Origin of the sequence: Paraburkholderia heleia NBRC 101817 (genome assembly GCF_000739775.1) — a bacterium.
In the GTDB taxonomy this organism is placed as follows: domain Bacteria; phylum Pseudomonadota; class Gammaproteobacteria; order Burkholderiales; family Burkholderiaceae; genus Paraburkholderia; species Paraburkholderia heleia.
In genome coordinates this window covers 19,104-40,999 of the sequence record NZ_BBJH01000024.1, presented here as the reverse complement: position 1 = coordinate 40,999, position 21,896 = coordinate 19,104, and the positions used below count along the sequence as shown (strand labels likewise).

At 65.2% G+C, this 21,896-nt stretch carries 20 protein-coding genes and 1 pseudogene; 8 read left to right on the top strand and 13 right to left on the bottom strand.

Annotated elements, in window-relative coordinates:
- Nucleotides 1-31: 31 nt before the first annotated feature.
- From BHE01S_RS20305 to BHE01S_RS20290, 4 genes are all read right to left on the bottom strand, one after another.
- Nucleotides 32-367, bottom strand: a complete 336-nt coding sequence (locus BHE01S_RS20305) for a hypothetical protein (protein ID WP_042267110.1) — start codon at nucleotides 365-367, stop codon at nucleotides 32-34.
- A 4-nt stretch (nucleotides 368-371) separates the two neighbouring features.
- Entirely contained in the window at nucleotides 372-746 is a 375-nt protein-coding gene (locus BHE01S_RS20300) for a hypothetical protein (protein WP_042267109.1), read from the bottom strand.
- 278 nt (nucleotides 747-1,024) lie between these two features.
- Nucleotides 1,025-1,318, bottom strand: a complete 294-nt coding sequence (locus tag BHE01S_RS20295; RefSeq protein WP_042267107.1) for a GYD domain-containing protein — start codon at nucleotides 1,316-1,318, stop codon at nucleotides 1,025-1,027.
- 34 nt (nucleotides 1,319-1,352) lie between these two features.
- Nucleotides 1,353-2,759: an FAD-binding oxidoreductase gene (locus BHE01S_RS20290; RefSeq protein WP_042267106.1), complete on the bottom strand. Its 1,407-nt coding sequence runs from the start codon at nucleotides 2,757-2,759 to the stop codon at nucleotides 1,353-1,355.
- 503 nt (nucleotides 2,760-3,262) lie between these two features.
- Between BHE01S_RS20290 and BHE01S_RS20285 the strand changes: the two genes are divergently transcribed.
- Entirely contained in the window at nucleotides 3,263-4,219 is a 957-nt protein-coding gene (locus tag BHE01S_RS20285; protein ID WP_042267104.1) for a DNA-binding protein, read from the top strand.
- A 68-nt stretch (nucleotides 4,220-4,287) separates the two neighbouring features.
- Here BHE01S_RS20285 and BHE01S_RS20280 read toward each other — a convergent pair whose 3' ends face one another.
- Nucleotides 4,288-4,761 carry an Lrp/AsnC family transcriptional regulator gene (locus BHE01S_RS20280; protein WP_042267102.1) on the bottom strand — a complete coding sequence of 158 codons (474 nt, stop codon included), beginning with the start codon at nucleotides 4,759-4,761 and terminating at the stop codon, nucleotides 4,288-4,290.
- 141 nt (nucleotides 4,762-4,902) lie between these two features.
- On the opposite strand from BHE01S_RS20280, the pseudogene BHE01S_RS20275 reads away from it, so the two are divergent.
- Nucleotides 4,903-8,432, top strand: a pseudogene (locus BHE01S_RS20275) (indolepyruvate ferredoxin oxidoreductase family protein).
- Nucleotides 8,433-8,472: 40 nt separating this feature from the next.
- Nucleotides 8,473-9,240: an SDR family NAD(P)-dependent oxidoreductase gene (locus BHE01S_RS20270; protein ID WP_042267100.1), complete on the top strand. Its 768-nt coding sequence runs from the start codon at nucleotides 8,473-8,475 to the stop codon at nucleotides 9,238-9,240.
- Nucleotides 9,241-9,551: 311 nt separating this feature from the next.
- On the opposite strand, the gene BHE01S_RS20265 is transcribed toward BHE01S_RS20270, so the two are convergent.
- The 3 genes from BHE01S_RS20265 to BHE01S_RS20255 form a co-directional block, all read right to left on the bottom strand.
- Entirely contained in the window at nucleotides 9,552-10,532 is a 981-nt protein-coding gene (locus tag BHE01S_RS20265) for a LysR substrate-binding domain-containing protein (RefSeq protein ID WP_042267098.1), read from the bottom strand.
- A gap of 105 nt (nucleotides 10,533-10,637) precedes the next feature.
- Nucleotides 10,638-11,309 carry a DUF1028 domain-containing protein gene (locus BHE01S_RS20260; RefSeq protein WP_042267097.1) on the bottom strand — a complete coding sequence of 224 codons (672 nt, stop codon included), beginning with the start codon at nucleotides 11,307-11,309 and terminating at the stop codon, nucleotides 10,638-10,640.
- 21 nt (nucleotides 11,310-11,330) lie between these two features.
- Complete coding sequence (locus BHE01S_RS20255) at nucleotides 11,331-11,744, bottom strand: RidA family protein (RefSeq protein WP_042267095.1); 414 nt, start codon at nucleotides 11,742-11,744, stop codon at nucleotides 11,331-11,333.
- A gap of 318 nt (nucleotides 11,745-12,062) precedes the next feature.
- On the opposite strand from BHE01S_RS20255, the gene BHE01S_RS20250 reads away from it, so the two are divergent.
- From BHE01S_RS20250 to BHE01S_RS20235, 4 genes are all read left to right on the top strand, one after another.
- Nucleotides 12,063-13,091, top strand: coding sequence for an ABC transporter substrate-binding protein (locus BHE01S_RS20250; protein ID WP_042267094.1), 1,029 nt, complete (start codon nucleotides 12,063-12,065; stop codon nucleotides 13,089-13,091).
- A gap of 122 nt (nucleotides 13,092-13,213) precedes the next feature.
- Complete coding sequence (locus tag BHE01S_RS20245; RefSeq protein WP_042267093.1) at nucleotides 13,214-14,068, top strand: ABC transporter permease; 855 nt, start codon at nucleotides 13,214-13,216, stop codon at nucleotides 14,066-14,068.
- Nucleotide 14,069: 1 nt separating this feature from the next.
- On the top strand, nucleotides 14,070-14,894 hold the full coding sequence (locus BHE01S_RS20240; protein ID WP_084069048.1) for an ABC transporter permease: 825 nt from the start codon (nucleotides 14,070-14,072) through the stop codon (nucleotides 14,892-14,894).
- A complete protein-coding gene (locus BHE01S_RS20235; RefSeq protein ID WP_084069047.1) occupies nucleotides 14,891-16,036 on the top strand; it encodes an alpha-hydroxy acid oxidase in 1,146 nt (381 codons plus the stop codon). The genes BHE01S_RS20240 and BHE01S_RS20235 overlap by 4 nt, the downstream gene beginning before the upstream one ends.
- An 84-nt stretch (nucleotides 16,037-16,120) precedes the next feature.
- On the opposite strand, the gene BHE01S_RS20230 is transcribed toward BHE01S_RS20235, so the two are convergent.
- The 5 genes from BHE01S_RS20230 to BHE01S_RS20210 all read right to left on the bottom strand — a co-directional run bounded on the left by BHE01S_RS20230 (nucleotide 16,121) and on the right by BHE01S_RS20210 (nucleotide 20,316).
- Entirely contained in the window at nucleotides 16,121-17,080 is a 960-nt protein-coding gene (locus BHE01S_RS20230; RefSeq protein ID WP_042267090.1) for a 2-hydroxyacid dehydrogenase, read from the bottom strand.
- Nucleotides 17,077-17,544: a type II 3-dehydroquinate dehydratase gene (locus BHE01S_RS20225; protein WP_042267088.1), complete on the bottom strand. Its 468-nt coding sequence runs from the start codon at nucleotides 17,542-17,544 to the stop codon at nucleotides 17,077-17,079. Before BHE01S_RS20225 ends, BHE01S_RS20230 begins: the two co-directional genes overlap by 4 nt.
- A 7-nt stretch (nucleotides 17,545-17,551) precedes the next feature.
- Nucleotides 17,552-18,169: a glutathione S-transferase gene (locus tag BHE01S_RS20220; RefSeq protein WP_042267260.1), complete on the bottom strand. Its 618-nt coding sequence runs from the start codon at nucleotides 18,167-18,169 to the stop codon at nucleotides 17,552-17,554.
- Between the two features lie 5 nt (nucleotides 18,170-18,174).
- Nucleotides 18,175-19,170: an NAD(P)H-quinone oxidoreductase gene (locus tag BHE01S_RS20215; protein WP_245639795.1), complete on the bottom strand. Its 996-nt coding sequence runs from the start codon at nucleotides 19,168-19,170 to the stop codon at nucleotides 18,175-18,177.
- A 66-nt stretch (nucleotides 19,171-19,236) separates the two neighbouring features.
- Entirely contained in the window at nucleotides 19,237-20,316 is a 1,080-nt protein-coding gene (locus tag BHE01S_RS20210; RefSeq protein WP_245639794.1) for an ABC transporter ATP-binding protein, read from the bottom strand.
- 316 nt (nucleotides 20,317-20,632) lie between these two features.
- Here BHE01S_RS20210 and BHE01S_RS20205 point away from each other — a divergent pair, with 316 nt between their 5' ends.
- Nucleotides 20,633-21,883, top strand: coding sequence for a flavin-containing monooxygenase (locus tag BHE01S_RS20205; protein ID WP_042267083.1), 1,251 nt, complete (start codon nucleotides 20,633-20,635; stop codon nucleotides 21,881-21,883).
- Nucleotides 21,884-21,896 lie beyond the last annotated feature (13 nt).

Sequence of the window (21,896 nt, the reverse complement as noted above, 5' to 3'; positions counted from 1 at the left end):
GAAGCTCCGGGTTGGGCGTCACTGTGCGACGTCACTGCGCGAGAGCGGAATCGAGTTGCTGCTCGATGTCCTTGAGATAGGCGCGCGAGGCGTCGGAGACGACGAGGCGCGGCGTGGGCATGGCGCAGTGGCAGTCGCGCTGATGGATCTTCTTCTTGCGCGAGGCCGAATGCGGCGCGGGAAGCGCCTCGTCGTCGCCGGTGGCGGGCGGCAACATGGCGAGCGAGGGCAGCGGCGGATAGACCTTGTCGGCGGCGGGCGCGGCAGCGGCAACGACGGTGGCGGCGGCAGGCGCGCTGCCGGCGGGTTGGCCCGCCCAGGCGGTGCAACAAAAGCCGAATGCGGCGGCGAAAACGATCGGACGCATCGTGTCAGCTCCCCGCGTGCAACGGCTCGATCGAGACGCTGTACGTCTGGTTCGCGCCCGCCGTCAGGTTTTCGAGCGTGGGCCTGGGCCCTTGCGCGCTCACGCCCCGCCAGATGGCCTGATTGATGTACTTGAAGTCCTGGCCGAGCGCCGTCACGCGGATCACGGTGGGTTGCTTCTGCGCGGCGGCGAGCGCGCCGGCCTTGGCGAGCACCGCGCCCAGTTGCGGGTCGTGCGCGCCCAGCGCATCGGCGGGAATGTCGAATTTCATGATGACGTTCGCCACGGCGGGTTTCCCGGTTTGTGCCGTGGTGGGCGGCTGCAGTTGCGCGCAGCCTGTCACGACCATTACGGCTAGTAAAAGCAAAACACGCGTCACGGCCGGGTCTCCAAAAAATCGTGGCGATGTACGCGTTGTCGGCCTCGCGCGCGCAGACTTGATACCCCGCCGGCAAACGTTTGCCAAAAAGAAAGACTTCGCTCGCGGGGTACCGCTTCCCGGGAGGGCGCTAGCGCTCGATGCCGGGTTCGGGCAGAGAACTGCCTCCTCAATCCGGCGGGGAAATGCGCCGCGCATGCGGCGCGCGGCTTCTGCATAGGTATGAAGAATGATGGGCGGCGGCGCGGCACGGCCCGGGTGCCGCGCGCCGGCGCACTCTAATTGAGCTTGCCGAGAACCGCTGTGAACTCATCCTTGCTCAAGGCGCGCAGCGTCTGCGTGCGGATATTGCCGAGCGACCCGAGTGCGAGGCCGAACGCCATGAAGCTTTGCTCGTCGGGCGCGTCGATGACCGTGACGATGTCGTATTTCCCGAGCGTCCAGTAGATCTGCTTCATTTCACAGCCGAAAGTTCTGGCGAGTTCCGCGGCCTGCCCGGCCCGTTGGGCGCTGTTCCTGACAGCGCGGATACCCTGGTCGGTGAACTGCGCAAGCACCACATAAGTCGACATGGCGATTCTCCTTACGATGACATCGAAACGCAGATTACTGGCCTCCCTCGGCCGGCCCTTCGGGCCGGATGTTCTGGTTGTGGCGGAAAAGATTGTGCGGGTCGTAACGCGTCTTGACGGCGATGAGGCGGCTCATGTTCGGACCATAGGCCGCCTCGACGCGCGCGCGTTCGTCGTCGGTGAGGAAGTTCACGTAGACGCTGCCGAGCGCGTACGGCGCGGAAGCTTCGAAGAAGCCGCGTGCCCAGGCGACGCAGCGGGCGTCGTCGGCGGGATCGGTCCAGCGGCCGTGCACGTTCATGACATAGAGCGCGTCGCGACTCGGGTAGGCCATCGCATCGGACGCGACGCGCTGCGTCGCGCCGCCGATCTGCCCGAAGAATATTTCGCACTCGGGCGAGGGCAGCGTGGCGATGGCGTCGATCAGCGTGTCGATGAGACCGTCGGGCAACGCGGCGAGATTGTGCGATTTCCAGTAGTTGCGCGCGCCCGGCGTGAGCAGCGGATCGAACGCCTGCTGCCACGCGGCGTAGGGCATCGGCCCGAGATGTTCGCCACAAGGCTTGCCGAAACGCCGCACTGCGTCCACCGCGTTCGGCCCGTTTTCCGGCGGCCCCGAATAGCAGATCGCGAACACGATGACCGGCTTGCCGTGAACCTCGGGCGGCAGGAAAGGCAGCGGCGGTGCGAGACGGGACACGCTCCACACGCTCAGGTCTTCGGGCATCGCGTCGACCGCCTCGCGGTAGTGCGTGAGCGCTTCTTTCGCGGCGTCGAACGGCAGCACGACCAGCCCGCCGTAGATCTCGGGGCCGACCGCGTGAAGCGAGAACTCGAACATCGTCACCACGCCGAAGTTGCCGCCGCCGCCGCGAAGCGCCCAGAAGAGGTCGGTGTTTTCTTTCGCGCTCGCGCGCAGCAGATTGCCGTCGGCGGTCACGACGTCGGCGGCGACGAGGTTGTCGACCGACATGCCGAAGCGCCGGCTCAGCCAGCCGAAGCCGCCGCCCAGCGTGAGACCCGCCACGCCCGTAGTCGAATTGATGCCGAGCGGCGTGGCGAGGCCGAACGCCTGCGCTTCATGGTCGAAGTCGTGCAGCGTGGCGCCTGGCTCCACATATGCGCGGCGCGCGGCGGGCTCGACTCTGACCGACTTCATCGGCGAGAGATCGATGACGATGCCGCCGTCGCACAGCGCGCTGCCCGCGATATTGTGTCCGCCGCCGCGCACGGCGAGCGGCAGCCCGGATTCACGCGCGAGCGCCACGGCCTGGCGCACATCGGCGCAACCGCGGCAGCGCACGATGAGCGCGGGGCGGCGCTCGATCATCGCGTTCCAGATTTGCCGGGCTTCTTCGTAGGCAGCGTCGCCGGGTTGCAGGGCAACGCCTCGCAGCGCGCTTTTCAGTGTGGCGATGGATTCGCTCGACAGGCTGGACATGGCACACCTCTCAATTCAACGGATCGGACAAGCGCGCGCCAATAGCCGGGCGTGCGTTTTCATGGACTGAACGGAACTGCAGGCGACCGCTTCAATGGTCGAATCAATGCGGCTTACGCACGCGCGTGACGCGGCGTGCGTCCGGTCGGGAAAGCGGGAAAGAAGGGCTTTCGCAAAGGGCGGCGTGGGGCCGCCTGTAGCCGGACCGCGAGGGACCGGGCGGCGAGCGCGTTGTGGCAGTCTGGATCGTACCCAGGCAGGCACCGGGCCTCGCCGATTCATTAGATAACCTAAATTACGCAGCTCGATAAAAAAGCGGGCAATTAATTCAGATTATTGTCGCGTCTGGATTCGCTTTAATAGTTTAGCAAGTGTAATGCAAGGATTCTATAATTTTCACGCGCTATGCGGCCAGGCAAGTGCCGCTTCTCACCGGTACGGGCGGTAGGAATCGTACGCTTTACGTTGTAATATCGACGCATTCCAGCCCCGCACTGCCCCTCATGACCGACGTCGCCTCCGACGAAGTACGCCTCGCCGCCGAGATCGAACGCCTCAAGGCCGAGTTTCCCAAAACACGCGAGCTGTATCGCGAAGTGTGCGCGCTGATGTTCTTCCGTCACGGCATCACGCCCACGGCCAACCGGCTCTATCAGCTCGTGCGCCGCGGCAGCATGAGCACGCCTACGGCAGTGCTTTCGGAGTTCTGGGCCACCCTGCGCGAGAAGAGCCGCGTGCGTATCGAGCACGCCGATCTGCCCGAGGAACTGCAGGGGGCCGCCGGCGAACTCATCGGCGCGCTCTGGACGCGCGCCACGGCGGCCGCGCAGGCGTCGCTCGAAGCGCTGCGGCTGGAAGTGGAGGACGCACGCCGCGCCGCGGAAGGCGCGACGGCCGCCGTGCGCACAGACCTGGCGCACACGGAGGTGGCGCTCGAACAGCGCACCGCCGCGCTGCTCACGGCGCAGGTGCGCATCCAGGAACTGGAACAGGCCCAAGCCGCCGCGGCCGCCACGCGCGGCGCACTCGAAGCGGAACTGGCGCGCGAGCGCGAAGCGGGCGGCGAACGCGAAACCGCGCTCACCCAGGCACGCGCCGAGTTCGCAGCCGAACGCGACAGGCTGCGCGCAAGCGCCGAACTCGCGGAAACACGCTGGCAGGCGGCAGAGAAACGCGCCCAGCTCGAAATCGAGCGCGAGCGCACGGCCAACGCGCGGTTGCAGCGCGACGCCGAAGCCGCCACGCAGCGCGCGGCGCGCACGGAAGACAGTGCGCGCGCCGAAATTCAGGCATTGCAGGCGCAACTGGGCGATTTACGCCACCAGGTGGGCATGCTCGAAGGCCGGCTCGATGCGCTGCGTTCGACCCGTGAAGCTCGCGTGCCCGAGTGGGAGCAGGGCGCCGCCACAGCCGCCGCAAAGCCGTTGCGAGCGGCGCGCAAGACGGGGCGAAAGGCGTGAGTGCGTGAAGGCATGGATCAAGCGGGGATTCCTTCGACTTCCTGAATGAACCGCGGCGTTGCGCTGCGTCACTCGTCGCGCACTCGCACCGGCAGTTCGGTTTTATACTCCACCCGGCGCAGTGCCACGGAAGTGTGAATGTCACGCACGCCCTCGATCTTGGTGAGGCGCGTCATGACGAAACGCTCGATGCCCGCGATATCGCTCGCCACCACGCGCAGCATGTAGTCGAACGCGCCGGTCATCAAATAACACTCCATCACTTCGTCGCAGTTCGAGATCGCGCGCTCGAACGCGGCTAGCCGTGTCTCATTCTTCTTCTCGATCGCCACCGACACATACGCGTTGACAGGAAAGCCAGCCTTCTCCTGATCGAGCAACGTGACGTACTGCGTGATGACGCCACGCTCTTCGAGCATACGGATGCGCCGGTAGAACGGCGAGAGCGAAAGGCCGAGCGATTCCGCGAGGTCGGCGGACTTCACGTGCGCGTCGCGCTGCAGGGCGTGCAGGATGGCCACATCCACGCGGTCGAATTTCATTGGCCAAGTTTCCCTGAAAAAGGTGAATTTGAGGCAAGTGTTGCTAATTCATGAGCAACTTGTGGCTCAGTTTGGCGCGAATCGCCGCTATTGGCTACCTAGAATCCGCTAATACCCACAAGTCGAACAGCGGAGACAACCATGAACATGCGAGCCGTCGAGACCGGCCGTCAGATCGATACGGACTATCGCCTCGAAGACCGCTACCTGCGCGAGGACGGCACGGTCTTTCTCACCGGCACCCAGGCGCTCGTGCGCATCCTGATCGAACAGGCGCGCGCGGACCGGCTTGCCGGGCGGAAAACGGCGGGTCTCGTCTCCGGCTATCGCGGCTCGCCGCTCGGCGGATTCGATCAGGAACTGTGGCGCCAGAAGGCGCTGCTCGCGGACTTCGACGTGCGCTTCGAGCCGGGTCTGAACGAAGACCTGGGCGCGACCATGCTGTGGGGCGCCCAGCAGCTCGACGCGTTTCCCGGCAAGCGTGTGGAAGGCGTGTACTCGATGTGGTACGGCAAGGGGCCGGGCGTGGACCGTACCGGCGACGTCTTTCGCAACGCCAACATGCTCGGCACCGCGCGGCGCGGCGGCGTACTGGCGGTGGCCGGCGACGACCACGCGGCGCAGTCGTCGATGTTCCCGCACCAGACGGATCATGTCTTCGAAGGCGCGATGATGCCGGTTCTCTTTCCGGCCACGGTTGCGGAGTACATCGAGTACGGACTCACGGGCTATGCGCTTTCGCGTTTCAGCGGGCTGTGGGTCGGTTTCAAGGCGATTACGGAGACGGTGGAAAGCGGCCGCTCGATGCGCGTGGGCCGCAGCCCGCCGTTGCGTTTGCCCGGGGACATTGCGGTGCCGGCGCAGCGCGGCTTCAATTACGACCCGCAATTGCGCTGGCCCGCGGAGCGTGCCGAGCTCGAGCGCCGCGTGCTCGAAGAACGCCTGCCCGCCGCGCTCGCCTTCATGCGCGCCAATCCGCTCGACCGCGCGTTGCTGCGCCCCGCGCAGGCGCGCGTGGGCATCGTCACGGTGGGCAAGGCGCATGCGGACGTGCTGGCTGCGTTCGAGGCGCTGGGGCTCACGTCCGGGCGCCTCGAACAACTCGGTATCGGCCTCTATAAGGTCGGCATGATCTGGCCGCTCGAAACGCAAGGGCTCAAGGGGTTTGCGCGCGGCATGCAGGCGCTTTTCGTCGTGGAGGAGAAGCGCTCGTTCGTGGAGCGGCAGATCAAGGAGGCGCTCTTCAACGTGCGTGCCGACGAGCGGCCCTCCGTGCACGGCAAGACGCTTGGCGAGCGCGAGCCGCTGCTTCCCGCCGCCATGGAGTTCGCACCCGAGCAGCTGGCGCTCGCGCTGCAACGGTTTTTCCGGCACGTCGAGATCGATGTGCCACCTGTCGCAGCGGGCGCAACCTATGCGCGTTCGGGCGCGCAGCGCGTGATCGCGCTCGCTCAGGTGCCGCAGGGCGAACCGCTCACCCGCAAGCCGTTCTTTTGCGCGGGCTGCCCGCACAATACATCGACGCGTCTGCCCGAAGGCTCGCATGCCGCGGCCGGCATCGGCTGCCACATCATGGCGCTCGGCGAGGCGGGCAACACGGCGACGTTTTGCCAGATGGGCGGCGAAGGCGTGCAGTGGGTCGGCATGTCGACCTTTACGGACATGCCGCATCTGTTCGTGAATCTCGGTGACGGCACCTACCAGCACTCGGGCAGCCTGGCGATCCGCCAGGCCGTGGCGGCGCGCGCGAACGTCACCTACAAGATCCTTTTCAACGACGCGGTGGCGATGACCGGGGGCCAGCCAGCCGAGGGCGGTCTCACCGTGCATCGCGTCGTGACGCAGGTGCAGGCCGAAGGCGTGAACGAAGTCGCCGTGGTGACCGACCGGCCCGAGCAGTACGCGGGCTCGCAGGTGTTGCCGGCGGGCGTGACGCTCCTGCACCGCGACGCGCTCGATGCGCTGCAACGCCGCTTGCGCGAGCAGAAGGGCGTTTCGGTGATCGTCTACGACCAGACCTGCGCCGCCGAAAAGCGCCGCCGCCGCAAGCGCGGCAAGCTGATCGATCCGCCCACGCGTGTGGTCATCAATCCGGCCGTGTGCGAAGGCTGCGGCGACTGCTCCGTGCAGTCGAACTGCATCGCGATCGAGCCGCTCGAAACGGAGCTGGGCCGCAAGCGGGCCATCAACCAGTCGAGCTGCAACAAGGACACCTCGTGCGTGAAGGGCTTTTGCCCGAGCTTCGTGACGGTGAGGGGCATGGAGCCGAAACGCCCGGATGCCGCCCGCATTCAGCGCATCGAAGCCGAACTGGGCGCCACGCTCGCGCCGCCCGCACGCGTGCCTCAGGCGCTGGAGCAGCATCTGCGCATGGTCGTGACCGGTGTGGGCGGCACGGGCGTCGTGACGATCGGCGCGATCCTCGCCATGGCCGCGCACCTCGAAGGGCGCGGCGCCTCGACGCTCGACTTCACCGGCCTCGCGCAAAAGAACGGCGCGGTGTTGAGTCACGTGCAGATCGCGCAGAGCCGCGGCCTCATCACGACTTCGCGCATCGGCGCCCATGCGGCCAACGTGCTGTTGGGCTGCGACGCCGTGGTAGCGGCATCGTCGGGCGCGCTCTCGCGCCTGCCGGGCAGCGGCGCGCGCGCGATCGTGAACGAGCGCATCACCGCGACCGCCGACTTCGTGCGCGACGGCGATCTGCCCGTGAGCAAGGCCGTCCATCAGGCGGCGATAGAGAGCGCGATGGGCGCGGATGGCGCGGTGTTCTGGGATTGCACGGCGGCCGCGGAAGCGATTTTCGGCGACGCCATCGCCGCGAACATGATGATGGTGGGCTACGCGTATCAGTCGGGCCTCGTACCGCTTTCCGAAGCCTCGATCCTGCGCGCAATCGGGCTCAATGGCGCGGCCGTGACGATGAACGAACGCGCGTTCCTCTGGGGACGGTTGATCGCACAGGACGCTCGCGCGCTCGAACGCGTGACGGGAGTGGACGTTGCGGCCGCGAACGCGCCGTTCGATCTCGCGCGCTTCGTGGCCGGGCGCGAGCACGATCTCACGCAGTACCAGGACGCCGCGTATGCGAAGCGCTATCGCGCGCTGGTCGATGCCGTCGCGCAGGCGGAGCGTGGGATCGAAGGGGCGAGCGGTGCGCTCGCGCAGGCGGCAGCGCGTCATTACTTCAAGGTGCTTGCCTATAAGGACGAGTACGAGGTTGCGCGTCTGCACACCGATGGCGGCTTCGGCGCGTACCTCCGCGGTTTGTTCGACGGCACGACGGGCAAAAAGACTTTCCACATGGCGCCGCCGCTCCTCACGCGCCGCGACGCGCAAACAGGACGCCGCAACAAGATCGCATTGCGCGGCGTGTGGCCGAGCCGCTGCTGCGCGCGCTCAAGCATGGCAAGGCGCTGCGCGGCACGCCGTTCGATCCGTTCGCACGGCAGCGCGACCGCGTGATCGAGCGCGCGATGATCGGCGAATTCGAAGACGACGTGCGCCTCGTACTCGGCAAGCTGACGCCGCAGACGCTTGCGGCGGCCGTCGGCCTGCTTGGCGTGCCGGGCGCGGTGCGAGGCTTCGGTATCGTCAAGGAGCGCAATTACGAGCGCTCGCGCAGTTTGCGCGAACGGTATCGAGCGGAACTCGCGGGCAAGATCGTTTGAAAGATCGGATAACTAACGGGTACTACCTGAGGAGACTCAAATGATTGTGCAGGACAAGACGTTTTTCATCACGGGCGGGGGTTCCGGACTGGGCGCGGCAGTGGGCCGTCATCTGCTCGAACGCGGCGCGAAGGTTGTGTTCGGCGATATCGACGTGGCCCGTGCGCGTGACGAGGCGGCGCCCGGCGGCGAGCATGCACTCGCCGTCGAGGTGGATGTGACGCTGGCAGCGAGCGTCGAGGCGGCGATTGCGCTTGTTACGCAGCGCTTCGGTGCGCTGCATGGCGTGGTCAACTGCGCGGGGATCGCGCCGGCGCAGCGCATCGTCGGAAAAGAAGGGGCGCATTCGCTCGATCTGTTCGCGAAGGTCGTGAGCGTCAATCTCATCGGCACCTTCAACGTGATGCGCCTCGCCGCCGTGGCGATGGCGGGCAATACGCCCGAGGCCGGCGGCGAGCGCGGCGTGATCGTCAATACGGCATCGGTCGCCGCGTACGATGGGCAGATCGGGCAGTCGGCCTATGCGGCGTCCAAGGGCGGCGTCGTTTCGCTCACGCTGCCGGCCGCGCGCGAACTGGCGCGCAACGGTATTCGCGTAGTGACCGTCGCGCCCGGCATCTTCGAAACGCCGATGCTGCTCGCCATGCCCACCGAAGTGCAGCAGGCGCTGGGCGCGGGCGTGCCGTTTCCCCCGCGTCTTGGCCAGCCCGCGGAGTTCGCGGCGCTCGTCGAGCATATCGTCGGCAACCGCTATCTGAACGGCGAGGTGATCCGGCTCGACGGCGCGTTGCGCATGGCGCCGCGCTAATACCCGGTTGGTGTGAGATCGACCTGTCAATGAACAATAGACTTGCGAACTAAATCTCGCCACCCCGGACAATGCTCGACCGCTCACCGTATTGGTTGTCCGACCATGTGCCGAACTTCGGTGCGGCATGGGTTGTTTGGGGCGCTTATCGCACAGCGTATCGCTGTTTTCGACTCTTCTCGGTGGGGTAACGTTTGTTTGTCGCTCTTCGACAGGGCATTCGGGAGGCCAACGCGTCCGTCTACGTCGACTACGTCTGGTCACGTCACACGACGCCGGCTTGCAAAGCGGTGATAGCACGCGATCTGCACTTACGCAGCGTCGCTGTGCGCGGCCGTTCCAATCAGATGCGGGTCGAAATAGCGTGCGGCGCTCATGCCCGGGATGTATTGATCGGAGATGTACGAGCGGCAACGCTGCATGAAAACCTGTGCAAGTCGCGAGCGTTTCGCGGGCATGTAGGTGGCGAGGCCGAGCAGCATCGGCCGATGTTCGCCGGCCAGACGCAGACGCGTAAAGCGTTTTCCGTCGAGCGCCTGATTCGACTTCGGCCGCACGTTGAAAAGCGCGTAGCCGATGCCGCTGCTGACCAGCGACCGCACCACGTCCTCCGAGCGGGACCTGGCCGCGATCTGCGGCTCGACATTCGCGCGCGCGAACAGCGAAAGAAAGTAATCCCGGCTCATCGGCAGATCAAGCATCACCATTGGCAGTGGCGCTAGTTCGCCGAGCGTCACCGCGCTTTGCTGAGCAAGCGGATGCAGTTCGTTGACGAGCACATGCGGCGGCAACTTGCTCAAGACTTCGAAGTCCACCTCGTCGCCCAATTCGAGGTCGTACGTGATCGCGACGTCAATTTCGCCATTGCGCAGTTTCTCGATCAACTCACGCTGATCGCCTTCCACCAGTTGCAGATCGATTTTCTTGAACGCGCGCGCGAAACCGAAAATCACTTCCGGCGCGATCATCGGCGTGAGCGACTGGAAGCAGCCGACGCGCAGCACGCCTTGCATCGCCTCGCTCGAATCGGACGCGATGTCGTACAGCTTCGACGCGCGTTCGAGCAGCTGCTCGCATTCCTGCATCACCTGCATGCCGACCGGCGTCAGCGTCATGCCCTTCGACGGATGACGGATGAACAGCTGAACACCGAGTTCGGTTTCCATGTGCGCGATGGCGGCGGAAATGGACGGCGCGGAGATGTGAATCTGGCTTGAAGCGACGGCGATACTTCCGTATTTGGCCGCGGCCAGGAAGTACTCCATTTGACGCAGGGAAATACGATTCAGCATGAGCGGGACGATGGAACGAGGTGGAGCCGCCACCGGGCAACGGATCAACGGATCCAGCATAGACAGTGACGATAGTCGCACAAAGCGCCCGGGCCCGATACCGTGTCAAAAATCGCCGGGCACCCCGAAGCTCGGCGCGGCGCGCGGATCGCGCGCTCGCGTGATGTAGTCGGCCACCTGAGGTGCGTAGACTTGCCACGCGGCGTAGAGCGCTTTGATCGGGCCGTGTTCGACCCAGTCCATGCGCAGATCGACGATCGGCCAGTCCAGTTCGCCCACCACCAGCAGTCCGGCCGAATGAACCGGACCTTCCTCGCCGCCGGCGGTCTCGCCCGCGAGCAAGGCCTGCATCAGGCGTTCGGCGAGCGGTCCGTCGGCGCGCTCGAACGCGGCCAGCATCGCCGCCGGCACGCCGCGCGAGGCCAGCATGTTGCCCGCGCACGCGGCGTGCTCGCCGGTCGCGCTCGCGAGCGTGCCGAGTGCGTTGGCACCGGTAAAAACGGCGGGCGCGCGTTGCGCGTTGATCGCCATCAACTGTCGGTATTCGATGAACGGCTGCGCGCGCAGCGTTGCGAGCGCTTCGGTGGGGTCCTGGCCGGCAGCCATCAGATCGAGCGCTTGCGGCCCCAGCGCGGGGTCGGTGATGTTCTGGCTGGCCGCCGCGCCGACGCCGGCACGCGCGCGGATGCAGCGCGCTGCGACGGCCGGCGATGACGAGGCGACCGCTGCGCCGAACTGGCCGGTGTGCGGGCAGCGGGCAATGATCGAAAAGGTCATGTGGATCTTCCCCGCGTTGGATCAGTCCGGAATAACGGCGGTCGCGTCGACTTCGACAAGCCATTCAGGCCGCGCGAGCGCCGCGACGACGATGCCGGTCGACACCGGAAACACGCCTTTGAGCCACTTGCCGACCACCTGGTAGACTTCTTCGCGATAACGCGGGTCGGTGATGTAGATCGTGATCTTGCAGATGTCGGCGAGTTCGCCGCCCGCTTCGCCGAGCAGCATCGCGATGTTGGCCATCGCCTGCTCGGTCTGGCCGGCCGCGTCGCCGATGCACACGCTTTCCGATGTGTCGAGGTTCTGGCCGATCTGGCCGCGCAGAAACACGAAGCTGCCGCGCGCGACCACCGCCTGGCAGAGGTCATTGTCCAGCTTCTGTTCGGGGTAGGTGGCTTTGGTGTTGAATGTGCGGATGCGGGTGTGCTTCATGGCGCGAAGGTCCTGGTTGGGTCGACTGCGGCCATGGTCGGTGACGGCGCCCGCGCTGGCTATTTGGCTTTTCCGGTGCGAGGTGTCAGCTTTTCTTAAGGCAGCTCGCGCTCGGACCAGAAGCGGACCGCAAGCACCCGCATGGCAGGCGCGGGATATACGCGTCGCAGCCCGCGAGGAAAAAAAGCCGCGTCGGAAATTGCGATGCACGCCAGCGGAAAAGGCAACTTGGCGATTCACGCCCGCTCTTTCACTATTGCCCCGTACCTGCACAGCGCGTCATGCCGTGCTCTTCAATCAACCTACGGGGAAATTCGAGTGATCAAGACAATACTCACAGCAGGCATTGCGTTCAGCGCGCTGGTCGCAGCAGGCTCCGCAAGCGCCGCCGATGCGCTCGTCGTCAGCACCTGGGGCGGCAACTTCCGGGACATGATCGACCAGACGGTCGGCCAGGAATTCACCAAGGAGACCGGCGTGCCGGTCAAGTACGTGACCGGCGGCACGATCGACCGTCTGAACAAGGCCAAGCTCGCGTCGACGCCGGAAAGCGACATCACCGTGACGACCTCGCAGGTCGGTTGGCTGTACGTGAACAGCAACCTGTTCGAGAAGCTCGACTTCAGCAAGCTGCCGAACTACTCGCACCTCGTCGATCAGGCGAAGATCAGCCCGTACCACATCGGTACGTGGGCGTATGTGTACACGATCGGCTACCGCACCGACATGGTCCCGCCGAGCATGAAGTTCGACAGCTGGAGCGACCTGTGGAATCCGGCGCTGAAGGGCAAGATCTCGGCGCCCGACTGGGACCCGAGCCACATCATGACGGTCGCGGCGGTGCTCTCGGGCGGCGACGCGAAGAACTGGCAGAAGGGTGAAGACAAGCTCAAGGCGCTCAAGCCGAACTTCAAGGCGTTCTACACCGACGACGCGAATGGCGAGCAGCTGATCCAGACGGGCGAAACGCCGGTCGAAGTGCTGTTGTCGATGAACGCGTACTACCAGATCGCGCAAGGCGTGCCGATCAAGGTGGTGATCCCGAAGGAAGGCGCGATTCTCGGCATCGACAGCATGGGCATCATGAAGGGGAGCAAGAAAGCCGATCTCGCGTACAAGTTCATGAACATCGCGCTGTCGCCGGCGGTACAGGCGAAGATCGTAGCGCTGCAGAAGGCGAGTCCGGTGGTCGACGACGCAGCCGTGTCGAAGGCCGACGCGGCGCTACCCGGCGTGTTCACGACGCGCGATCAGTGGAACAAGCAAACCATCGTGATCGATTCGAAGCTGCGCGCGGAACTGACGCCCACCTGGCGCAAGTGGTTCGCCGAAAACATCATGAATTGATGTTGTTGCCGCCGACCGGCTCAGGCCGGCTTTGAAAACCCGCAAGCTCCCCGCAGCGCATCACGGCTCGCGGGGAGCCGGTGGTTGTAGATAGCAGTTGAACAACGAACCAGATTGACACCATGACTATGTATAGCAGGCTCAAGGGATGGATGATCGCGCCTGCCGTGATCGTCGCATTCGGTACTTGTGCGGCGTTGCTGACGGTGTTGCAGTTCAGCCTGCGCGCCTATGTGCCGGGCTCGCTGGACGTGGGCGGTTTCACGCTTGCGAATTTCTCCGGGCTGACCCGGATGATCTATCTGAACGCGCTGTTCAATACGCTGCGCCTGAGCGTGGAGACGATGATCTTCTCGCTGCTGCTCGCGTATCCGTTGGCGTACGCGCTGGTGCGGGTGCGCAACCGCGCGCTCAAATCGATCATCCTGATCATGTCGCTCACGCCGCTGTTTCTCGGCGAAATCGTGCGCACCTATTCGTGGACGGTCGTGCTCGGCAGCAACGGCTTCGTCAATACGGTGCTGCGCAATCTCGGCCTGATCGACTGGCCGATCGACCTGATGTTCACGCACTTCGGCGTGGTGCTCGCGCTCGTGCACGTGACGATTCCGGTGACCGTGCTGATGCTGGGCGCCGCGATCTCGCACATCAATCGCGATTACGAACGCGCGGCGCAGAGTCTCGGCGCGAACCCGGTGCGGATTTTCGTGACGGTCACGCTGCCGCTGTCGATGCCGGGGATTCTGGCGAGTGCGACCACCGCGTTCGCGTGGACCTTCAGCGCGTTCGCGACGCCGCAGATGATCGGCGGCGGCCGCGTGCCGACCATCTCCACACTCGTTTATCAGCTGGGCTTGTCCTCGCTGAACTTTCCATTGGCCGCGAGCCTGAGCATCATCGGTCTTGCGTTGACCGCCGTGTCGCTGCTGATCTTCGGCAGATTCACCGGACGTCTGAAGCGGCTCGGAGGACATTGACATGAAGAAGATCAAACCCAGCTTGCCACTGTCGCTGCGCATCGCCGGTCCGGCGGCGATCTGCCTGATCCTTGCGTTCCTGTTGTTGCCGGTGGTGGTCGTCACGCTGGCCGCGTTCAACGACAAGGCGATTCTCGCGTTTCCGCCGCAGCAGTGGTCGCTGCACTGGTTCACGCGGGTGCTTACGTATGCGGACTTCCAGGCGGGGCTGCGCTCGAGTCTGATCGTCACGTTCTGGGCGTCACTGATCGCGCTGGTGGTCGGCGCGGGTGTCGCGATCACGGTCAAGCGGCTCGACTTCAAGGGCAAGGACACGTTGCAGGCCATCCTCGGGATGCCGATGGTCGTTCCGCAGTTCACGATCGGCCTCGGCTTGCTGATCCTCGTCGCACAAATCGGCGTGGATCGCGGCTATGCGATTCTCGTGTTGTGTCACGTGATTCTGGTGTTGCCGTTCGTGCTGCGCAGTGTGTACGTGTCGATGGAAAATCTCGACGAGCGGCTTGAACACGCGGCCGCCAGTCTCGGTGCACCGCCAGTGAAAGTGCTGTTCACGGTTGTCGTGCCGTTGCTCGCGCCGGGCCTGTTCGGCGGCTGGTTGTTCGCGGCGATCCTGTCGTTCAACGAGTTCACTGCGTCGCTATTCATCACCACGGAAGACACCCAGACGCTGCCGGTCACGATGTACAACTACGTGCGCGAGTTCGCCGACCCGACATTGGCCGCGCTGTCGGTCGTGTATATCGTCGTGACCGCGAGTCTGCTCGCGTTCGCCAACTACTTCCTCGGCCTCGGCAAGATCCTCAACATCGAGGAGAGCCGGTGATCTACGCGAACGTCGCCGACTACCGGCGCGCCGCGCGACGCTTCCTGCCGCGCTTCGCGTATGCGTATCTGGAGGGCGGCGCCGAAAACGAAATCACGTTGCGGCGCAATCGCGCCGCGTTCGAAGCGCTCGCGTTCGACGCGCGCGTGCTGCGCGACGTGTCGAACGTCGATACGCGCACGACGCTCGCGGGGCGGCCCGCCGCGTGGCCGGCCGTGGTCGGGCCGACCGGCATCAACGGGATCTTCCGCCGTCGCGCGGAAGAAGCGCTCGCGCGCGCGGCCCATGCGGCCGGCTTGCCGTTTGCGTTGTCGAGTGCGTCGACGAGTCTGCTCGAAGACGTACGCGGCGTGAGCGACGGCGAGCTGTGGCTGCAGCTCTATGTGCAGCAGGACCGGCGCATCGCGGAGAACCTGATGGCGCGCGCTCGCGACGCCCAGTTCTCGACCTTGCTGCTGACGGTCGACACGCCGGTCCTCGGTCAACGCGACGATTACGCGCGCACCGGTTTCGCGATGCCGGTGCGCTGGACGCCGCGGCTGATATGGGAGCTGGTCACGCATCCGCGCTGGCTTGCGACGGTCGGCGTGCACGGTCAGCCGAGACTCGTGAACCTGTCGCGCAGCGCGCTGCTCGCGGCCGGCGTCAAAGACCGCATGGGCACGCGCACGCATCGGATGGATCAGGGCTTGAGCTGGCAGGATCTCGCGTGGCTGCGCCGGCATTGGCACGGCAAGATTCTGGTGAAGGGCGTGCAAAGCGCGGCCGATGCGCGGCTCGCGTTCAGGCACGAAGTGGATGGCGTGGTGCTGTCGAATCACGGCGGCAGACAGCTCGACGGCGCACGCAGCCCGTTGGATCTGCTCGCTGAAACGGTCAGCGAAGCGGGCGCGGCGGAGGTGTTCGTCGATGGCGGCGTGCGGCGCGGCAGCGACATCGCGAAGGCCGTTGCGCTCGGTGCGCGCGGCGTGCTACTGGGTCGCGCGCCGCTGTATGGATTGGCGGCCGAGGGCGAAGTCGGCGCCAGCGACGTATTGACGATGCTGCATAAGGAACTGCAAACGTGTATGCGTTTGCTGGGTAGCACCGATCTCGCTGGACTCACCACGGAGTTGCTCGCGACGCATCGCGTGAGCGGTTGAGTGCGATCGGGAAGGGGCTTGCGCAGACCTATGCTCAGGCCCGCTTTGCGCGGGCCCTGCGCGCCTGAACATCTGCTTGACTCTCTAATACTCGCGCGCCATATCCACGCGGTTCGCCAGATCGCCGCCGCGTGTCACATTCAGCAGATTGTCTGCGATCTGCCGTGCAGCCGACGCCGGTATCGCAACCGACGCCAGATGTGGCGTAATCAGCACATTCGGCATCGACCACAACGGGTCATGCGGCGGCAGCGGCTCGCGTTCGAACACATCGAGCGTCGCTGAGCCGATGTGCCCCGTCCGCAACAGCTCGGTCAACGCGCGCTGATCGACGATCGAGCCGCGCGACACATTGACGAGCGCCGCACCCGGGCGCAGGCCTTCGAGCCGCGCGCGGTCCAGCAATCCGCGCGTCGCGGAGGTCAAAGGCAGCATCACGACGACAATGTCGGCTTGTGCGAGCACGCTGCCGAGCGCATCGAGTCCCGCGTAGCACGCTACGCCGTCGATCTGCTTCGGGTTGCGCGACCAGCCGAGCACCGTCAGCCCCTGCCGCCGCAATTCGCTCGCGGCGAGCGCGCCCAGTTCGCCGAGGCCCAGCACCGCGACGCGCACGTCCTCGGGATTGCGCGGATGCTTGTACGCCCACTCGCCGCGCCGCTGCGCGGCTTCGAAAAACGGAATGTCGCGCGCGTGGCGCAGCGTTGCGAACAACACATAGCCCGCCATCATGCGCGCCATGTTCGGGTCGCTGATTCGCGTGATCGGCACGTGGGCGGGCAGGTCGTCGCGCGAGGCCAGCGAATCGGCGCCGGCGCCGAGGATCACAATCAGCTTCAGGCGTGTCATCCGCGCGAAGAAGCCGGCCGGCGGTTTCCAGACCAGTGCGAAGTCGATCTCTGCGGGATCGGCGATGTCGTCGGCGCGCAGCACGCGCAGGTTTGGCAACTGTGCCAGCAGCGCGCGTTTCCAGGTGTCGAAGTCGTCGAACTCGCTGTAGAAGACGAGTGTGCCGGACGAGGCGGAAGTGTTGGCAGCGCTCATCGTCGAATCAGCCGCGACATCGCTTCGATTGCGAACTCGTAGCCGTCGCCGCCCAGACCGGCGATCACGCCGTCGGCGGCTTTCGAAATATACGAGTGATGCCGGAAGCTCTCGCGCCGCCAGATGTTGCTCATGTGGACTTCGATGATCTTGCCCGGAAACGACAGCAGCGCATCGAGAATAGGTACCGATGAGTATGTGAGCCCCGCGGCATTGATGATGATCCCACTCGCGCAGCCGCGCGCTTCCTGGATCCAGTCGACCAGTTGTCCCTCCCAGTTCGACTGCACGAAATGCAGCGTCAAACCGAGCGACGCGGCCTTCGCGTCGCAGCGGGCCTTAAGTGTGGGGAAGCTGTCGCTGCCGTACACCTTGTTCGCATCGAGTCCGTACAGATTCGCGTTCGGTCCGTTCAGAAACCAGACCGTTTGCGGGGGCGATGAAGACGTCGTCGAGTCAGTCATGTGAGGCTCAGGATTCGTAGGGAAGGGTGGCTTGCATCGCCGCGAGCGACTGCACCTGCGCGAACCAGCGCGCGCTTGCGGGATGTGTGTCTCGCCACGCGAACTCCGGAAAGCGGAAGTCGAGATACCCGAGCGCGCAGCCAATCGCGACTTCGCCGATCGTCAACTGCTCTGTCGCGAGCGTGCCCGCTTCGGCTTCGATTGCCGCGACGCACGCGCGCACCTTCATGAGCTGCGCGGCGCGCCAGTCTTCCCATTGTTTGTCGGCGGGCCGCGCGGTGTATTCGTAACGCGCGAGCAGGGCCGCGTCGAGCAGCCCGTCGCCAAGCGCCTGGCGGCCCAGCGCCTGCCAGCGCACCGCGCCGCTGGCGGGAAACAGCCCGTACTCGGGCCGCAGACTGTCGAGGTATTCGCAGATCACGCGGCTGTCGTACAGCGCGTGGCCGCCGGCGACGATCAGCGTCGGCACCTTGGCGAGCGGATTGTGAAGCGCAATCCGGCCGTCGCGCTGGATCGGATTGGCGGCGCTCGGCAGCAATGCGATGCGTTCGGCCAGTCCGAGCAGATGCGCGCCGACCATCACTTTGCGCACATACGGCGAGGTCGGCGCAAACAGCAGTTGCAGCGCGCTCATGGGACGAGCACCAGTTTGCCGAACACGTCGCCGCTCTCCAGAAGCCGGTGCGCGTCGGCGGCCTGCGCAAGCGGCAGGCTTCGGTGCAGGCGGGGCCCGACGCGGCCAGTGGCGACAAGCGGCAGCACATGTCGTTCGATTGCACGCGCCATGCGTGTCTTCTCGGCGTCGGACTGCGGACGCAGCGTCGACGAATGCAGGCTCAACTGCTTTTGCATCAGCGTCAGAAGTTCGACTTCGACTTGCGAGCCCTGCAGGAACGACAGGCTGACATGACGTCCGCCGAAGGCGAGCGCGTCGAGATTGCGCCGCACGTAGTCGCCGCCGACCATGTCGAGCACGACGTCCGCACCGCGGCCGCCGGTGGCCTCGCGGCAAGCGGCACCGAAATCGGTATCGCGGTAATTGAGCGCGACTGCGGCGCCCATCGCGCGCAGCGCGTCAAGCCGGTCGTCGCGGCCGGCGGTGGCGATCGCGATCGCGCCCGCCGCATGCGCGAGGCGCAGCGCGAGCGTGCCGATACCGCCCGCCGCGCCGTGAATCAGCACGGTCTCGCCGAGTTTCAGCCCGCCGAGTTCGAACAGGTTGTGCCAGACGGTGAAGAGACCTTCGGGCAGTGCACCGGCTTGTGCATCGTCGAGCGACGCGTGCACCGGCAAGCAATGCTCGGCGAGCGCGACGCACCACGGCGCGTAGCCGCCGCCCGGCAGCAGCGCCATCACTCGGGAGCCGGGCGCGAAGCGTTCGACACCGGCGCCGCACGCGACGACTTCGCCGCACGCTTCGAGACCGAGCACGTCGGTAGCGCCGCGGGCCGGTTTCGCGCGGCCTTCGCGCTGCATGATGTCGGGTCGGTTGACGCCGGCGGCCAGCACGCGCAGCAACACCTGGCCCGGACCCGGTTCGGGAACGGCGCGCTCCACGAGCGTCAGCACGTCGGGGCCGCCCGGTTCACGCGCCACGATGGCCTGCATGGAAGTGGGTATCGTCATTGCTCTGATCGGGTTAAAGCTCAAGCGGGGACAAGCGCAAAATCGAGCGCGAAGTCGAGCGCAAATTCAGGCGGTCGCTTCGGGAAACACTGTCATGTTGCGCGGCGGCAGCGCGAGCGCGGTGACGGTGCCGATCGGAAAGCGCTCGATCGACTCGAGGCCCGCGGTGCGCACCATGATCCGTTGCGCGCCGTCGACGGCGATGTTCGCATCGATATAGGTATCGACGTGATCGCCCTGGAACACGTGATTGACGACGGTGCCGGAAAGCACCGAGTCGGCGCCGAGTGGCTCGAAACGGATGTGTTCGGGGCGCACGTAGATGTCCATGCGGCCGCCGGCGTGTTGTCCGCCGACCAGCCGTTCACGCTCGATGCTGACGAGCCCCGCGCCGACCCGCAGATGCAGATGCGTCGCGTCTTCGCCGTGGAAATGCGAGGGGAGGATGTTGACATCGCCGAGGAACGACGCAACGAACGGGTCGGTCGGGCGTCGGTAGATTTCGTCGGGGGTCGCGATCTGGCAGATGCGTCCGCGCGACATTACCGCGATGCGGTCCGACATGCTGAGGGCTTCGCCCTGGTCGTGCGTGACGAACACGGTGGTCACACCGAGTTCGCGCTGAATCTCGCGAATCTCGACCTGCATCGCGCCGCGCAGGCTCTTGTCGAGCGCGGAGAACGGTTCGTCGAGCAGCAACACCTTCGGTTTGATCACCAGCGCGCGCGCCAGCGCGACGCGTTGTTGCTGTCCCCCCGAGAGCTCGCGCGGTTTGCGGTGCCCAAGGCCGCCGAGCTTCACGAGCTGCATCGCGGCATCGACGCGTTGCGCGATCTCGGCAGCCGGCACGCCGCGCATCTTCAGCCCGTAACCGATATTACGCGCCACGTCCATGTGCGGAAACAGCGCGTAGTTCTGAAACACGATGCCGATCTCGCGCTGATGCGGCGGCAGATCGGTCACCAGCTTGCCGTCGATGAAGATCTCTCCCTGATCGGCCTGCGTGAAGCCGGCAATCAGATTCAGCAAGGTCGTCTTGCCGCAACCGGACGGACCCAGCAGCGTGAGGAACTCCCCTTGGGCGATCTTCAGCGACAGGTCGTGCAGGATCGTGCTCTCGCGATACTTCGCAACGACGCGATCCATGCTGACGGCTACCGGCGCGCTCGATGGCGACGCGTTGGCTTGACTGTGGGCGGCTGAAGCTACGAGTTTCATGGATGTGATGTCGGCGAATGCGTTGTGTCAAAGGATACGAGAAAAGGAAACGCGCGGCGTTTGCGAATCTTGAGGGCACACGTCGGAAAAACGGAGGCAATCCGCTCTGCGCACAGGCAGCGCGAACCGCTTAGGTTTTTCCGAAGCCCCGCCTTCGAAAATGCTGGTTATCAGCGGCAACGCTCTTCAGCACACTTCCCCTCCAACGAAGCACACACAACCAGTCCTTCTTTCAGGATCAAACATGTCTGTTGAACAAATCGATACGCTGGTGATCGGCGCGGGGCAGTCCGGCATTGCGATGAGCGAGCACCTTTCTGATATGAAGGTTCCGCACCTGGTGCTCGAACGCAAGCGCGTGGCCGAGGCGTGGCGCTCCCAGCGTTGGGATTCGCTCGTCGCTAACGGTCCGGCATGGCACGACCGCTTTCCGAACCTCGAATTCGACGACATCGGTCCTGATGTTTTCCCGCCGAAAGAGCGCATGGCGAAGTACTTCGAAGACTACGCGGCGATGATCGAGGCACCGGTGCGGACCGGCGTCGAGGTCAAGCAGGTGAAGCGCTGCGAGAAGCGGCCGGGCTTCACCGTCACGACCTCGGAAGGCGTGATCGAAGCACAGCGCGTGGTGGCCGCGACGGGGCCGTTCCAGGTCCCCGACTACCCGAAGATCGTCCCCGACGCTGCCGGCATCCAGCAGTTTCATTCGTCCGCGTACAAGAACCCGGGCCAGCTCGCCGACGGCGCGGTGCTGGTGGTAGGCGGCGGCGCGTCAGGCTCGCAGATCGCCGAAGAACTGCGCGCATGCGGCAAGACCGTGTACCTCTCGATCGGCGAGCACTACCGGCCACCGCGCGCGTACCGTGAGCGCGACTACGTGTGGTGGCTCGGCGTACTCGGCAAGTGGGACGAGATCAAGACCAATTCGAAGAAGAAGCATGTCGCGTTCGCGGTCAGCGGTTATGACGGCGGCAAGACGGTGGACTTCCGCCGCCTCGCGCATCAAGGCATCACCGTGCTGGGTCTGACCAAGGGCTATGCGAACGGCGTGCTGGAAATCGAAAACGATCTCGCTGCGAACATCAAGGCCGGCGACGAAGCGTATTTCGACGTGCTGCGCGAAGCGGATGCATACGTCACGCGCAACGATCTCGATCTGCCCGAGGAGCCCGACGCGTGGAAGCTGCTTGACGATCCGGCCTGCGTGCGCAGCCCGATCCTGCAGCTCGATCTGGCGAAGACCGGCATCAAGACGATCATCTGGGCGACTGGTTTCAAGTTCGACTTCAGCTGGCTGCAGGTCGATGCGTTCGACGCGAACGGTGCACCGTTTCACAAACGCGGCATTTCGGCGGAAACCGGTATCTACTTCCTCGGGCTGCCGGAGTTGACCAACCGTGCGTCGTCGTTCATCTACGGATGCTGGCATGACGCGAAGTACATCGCCGATCACATTGCGCTGCAACGCGTGTATGTCGCGTATGAGAAGCGCTGAGCGGTACGTGTCT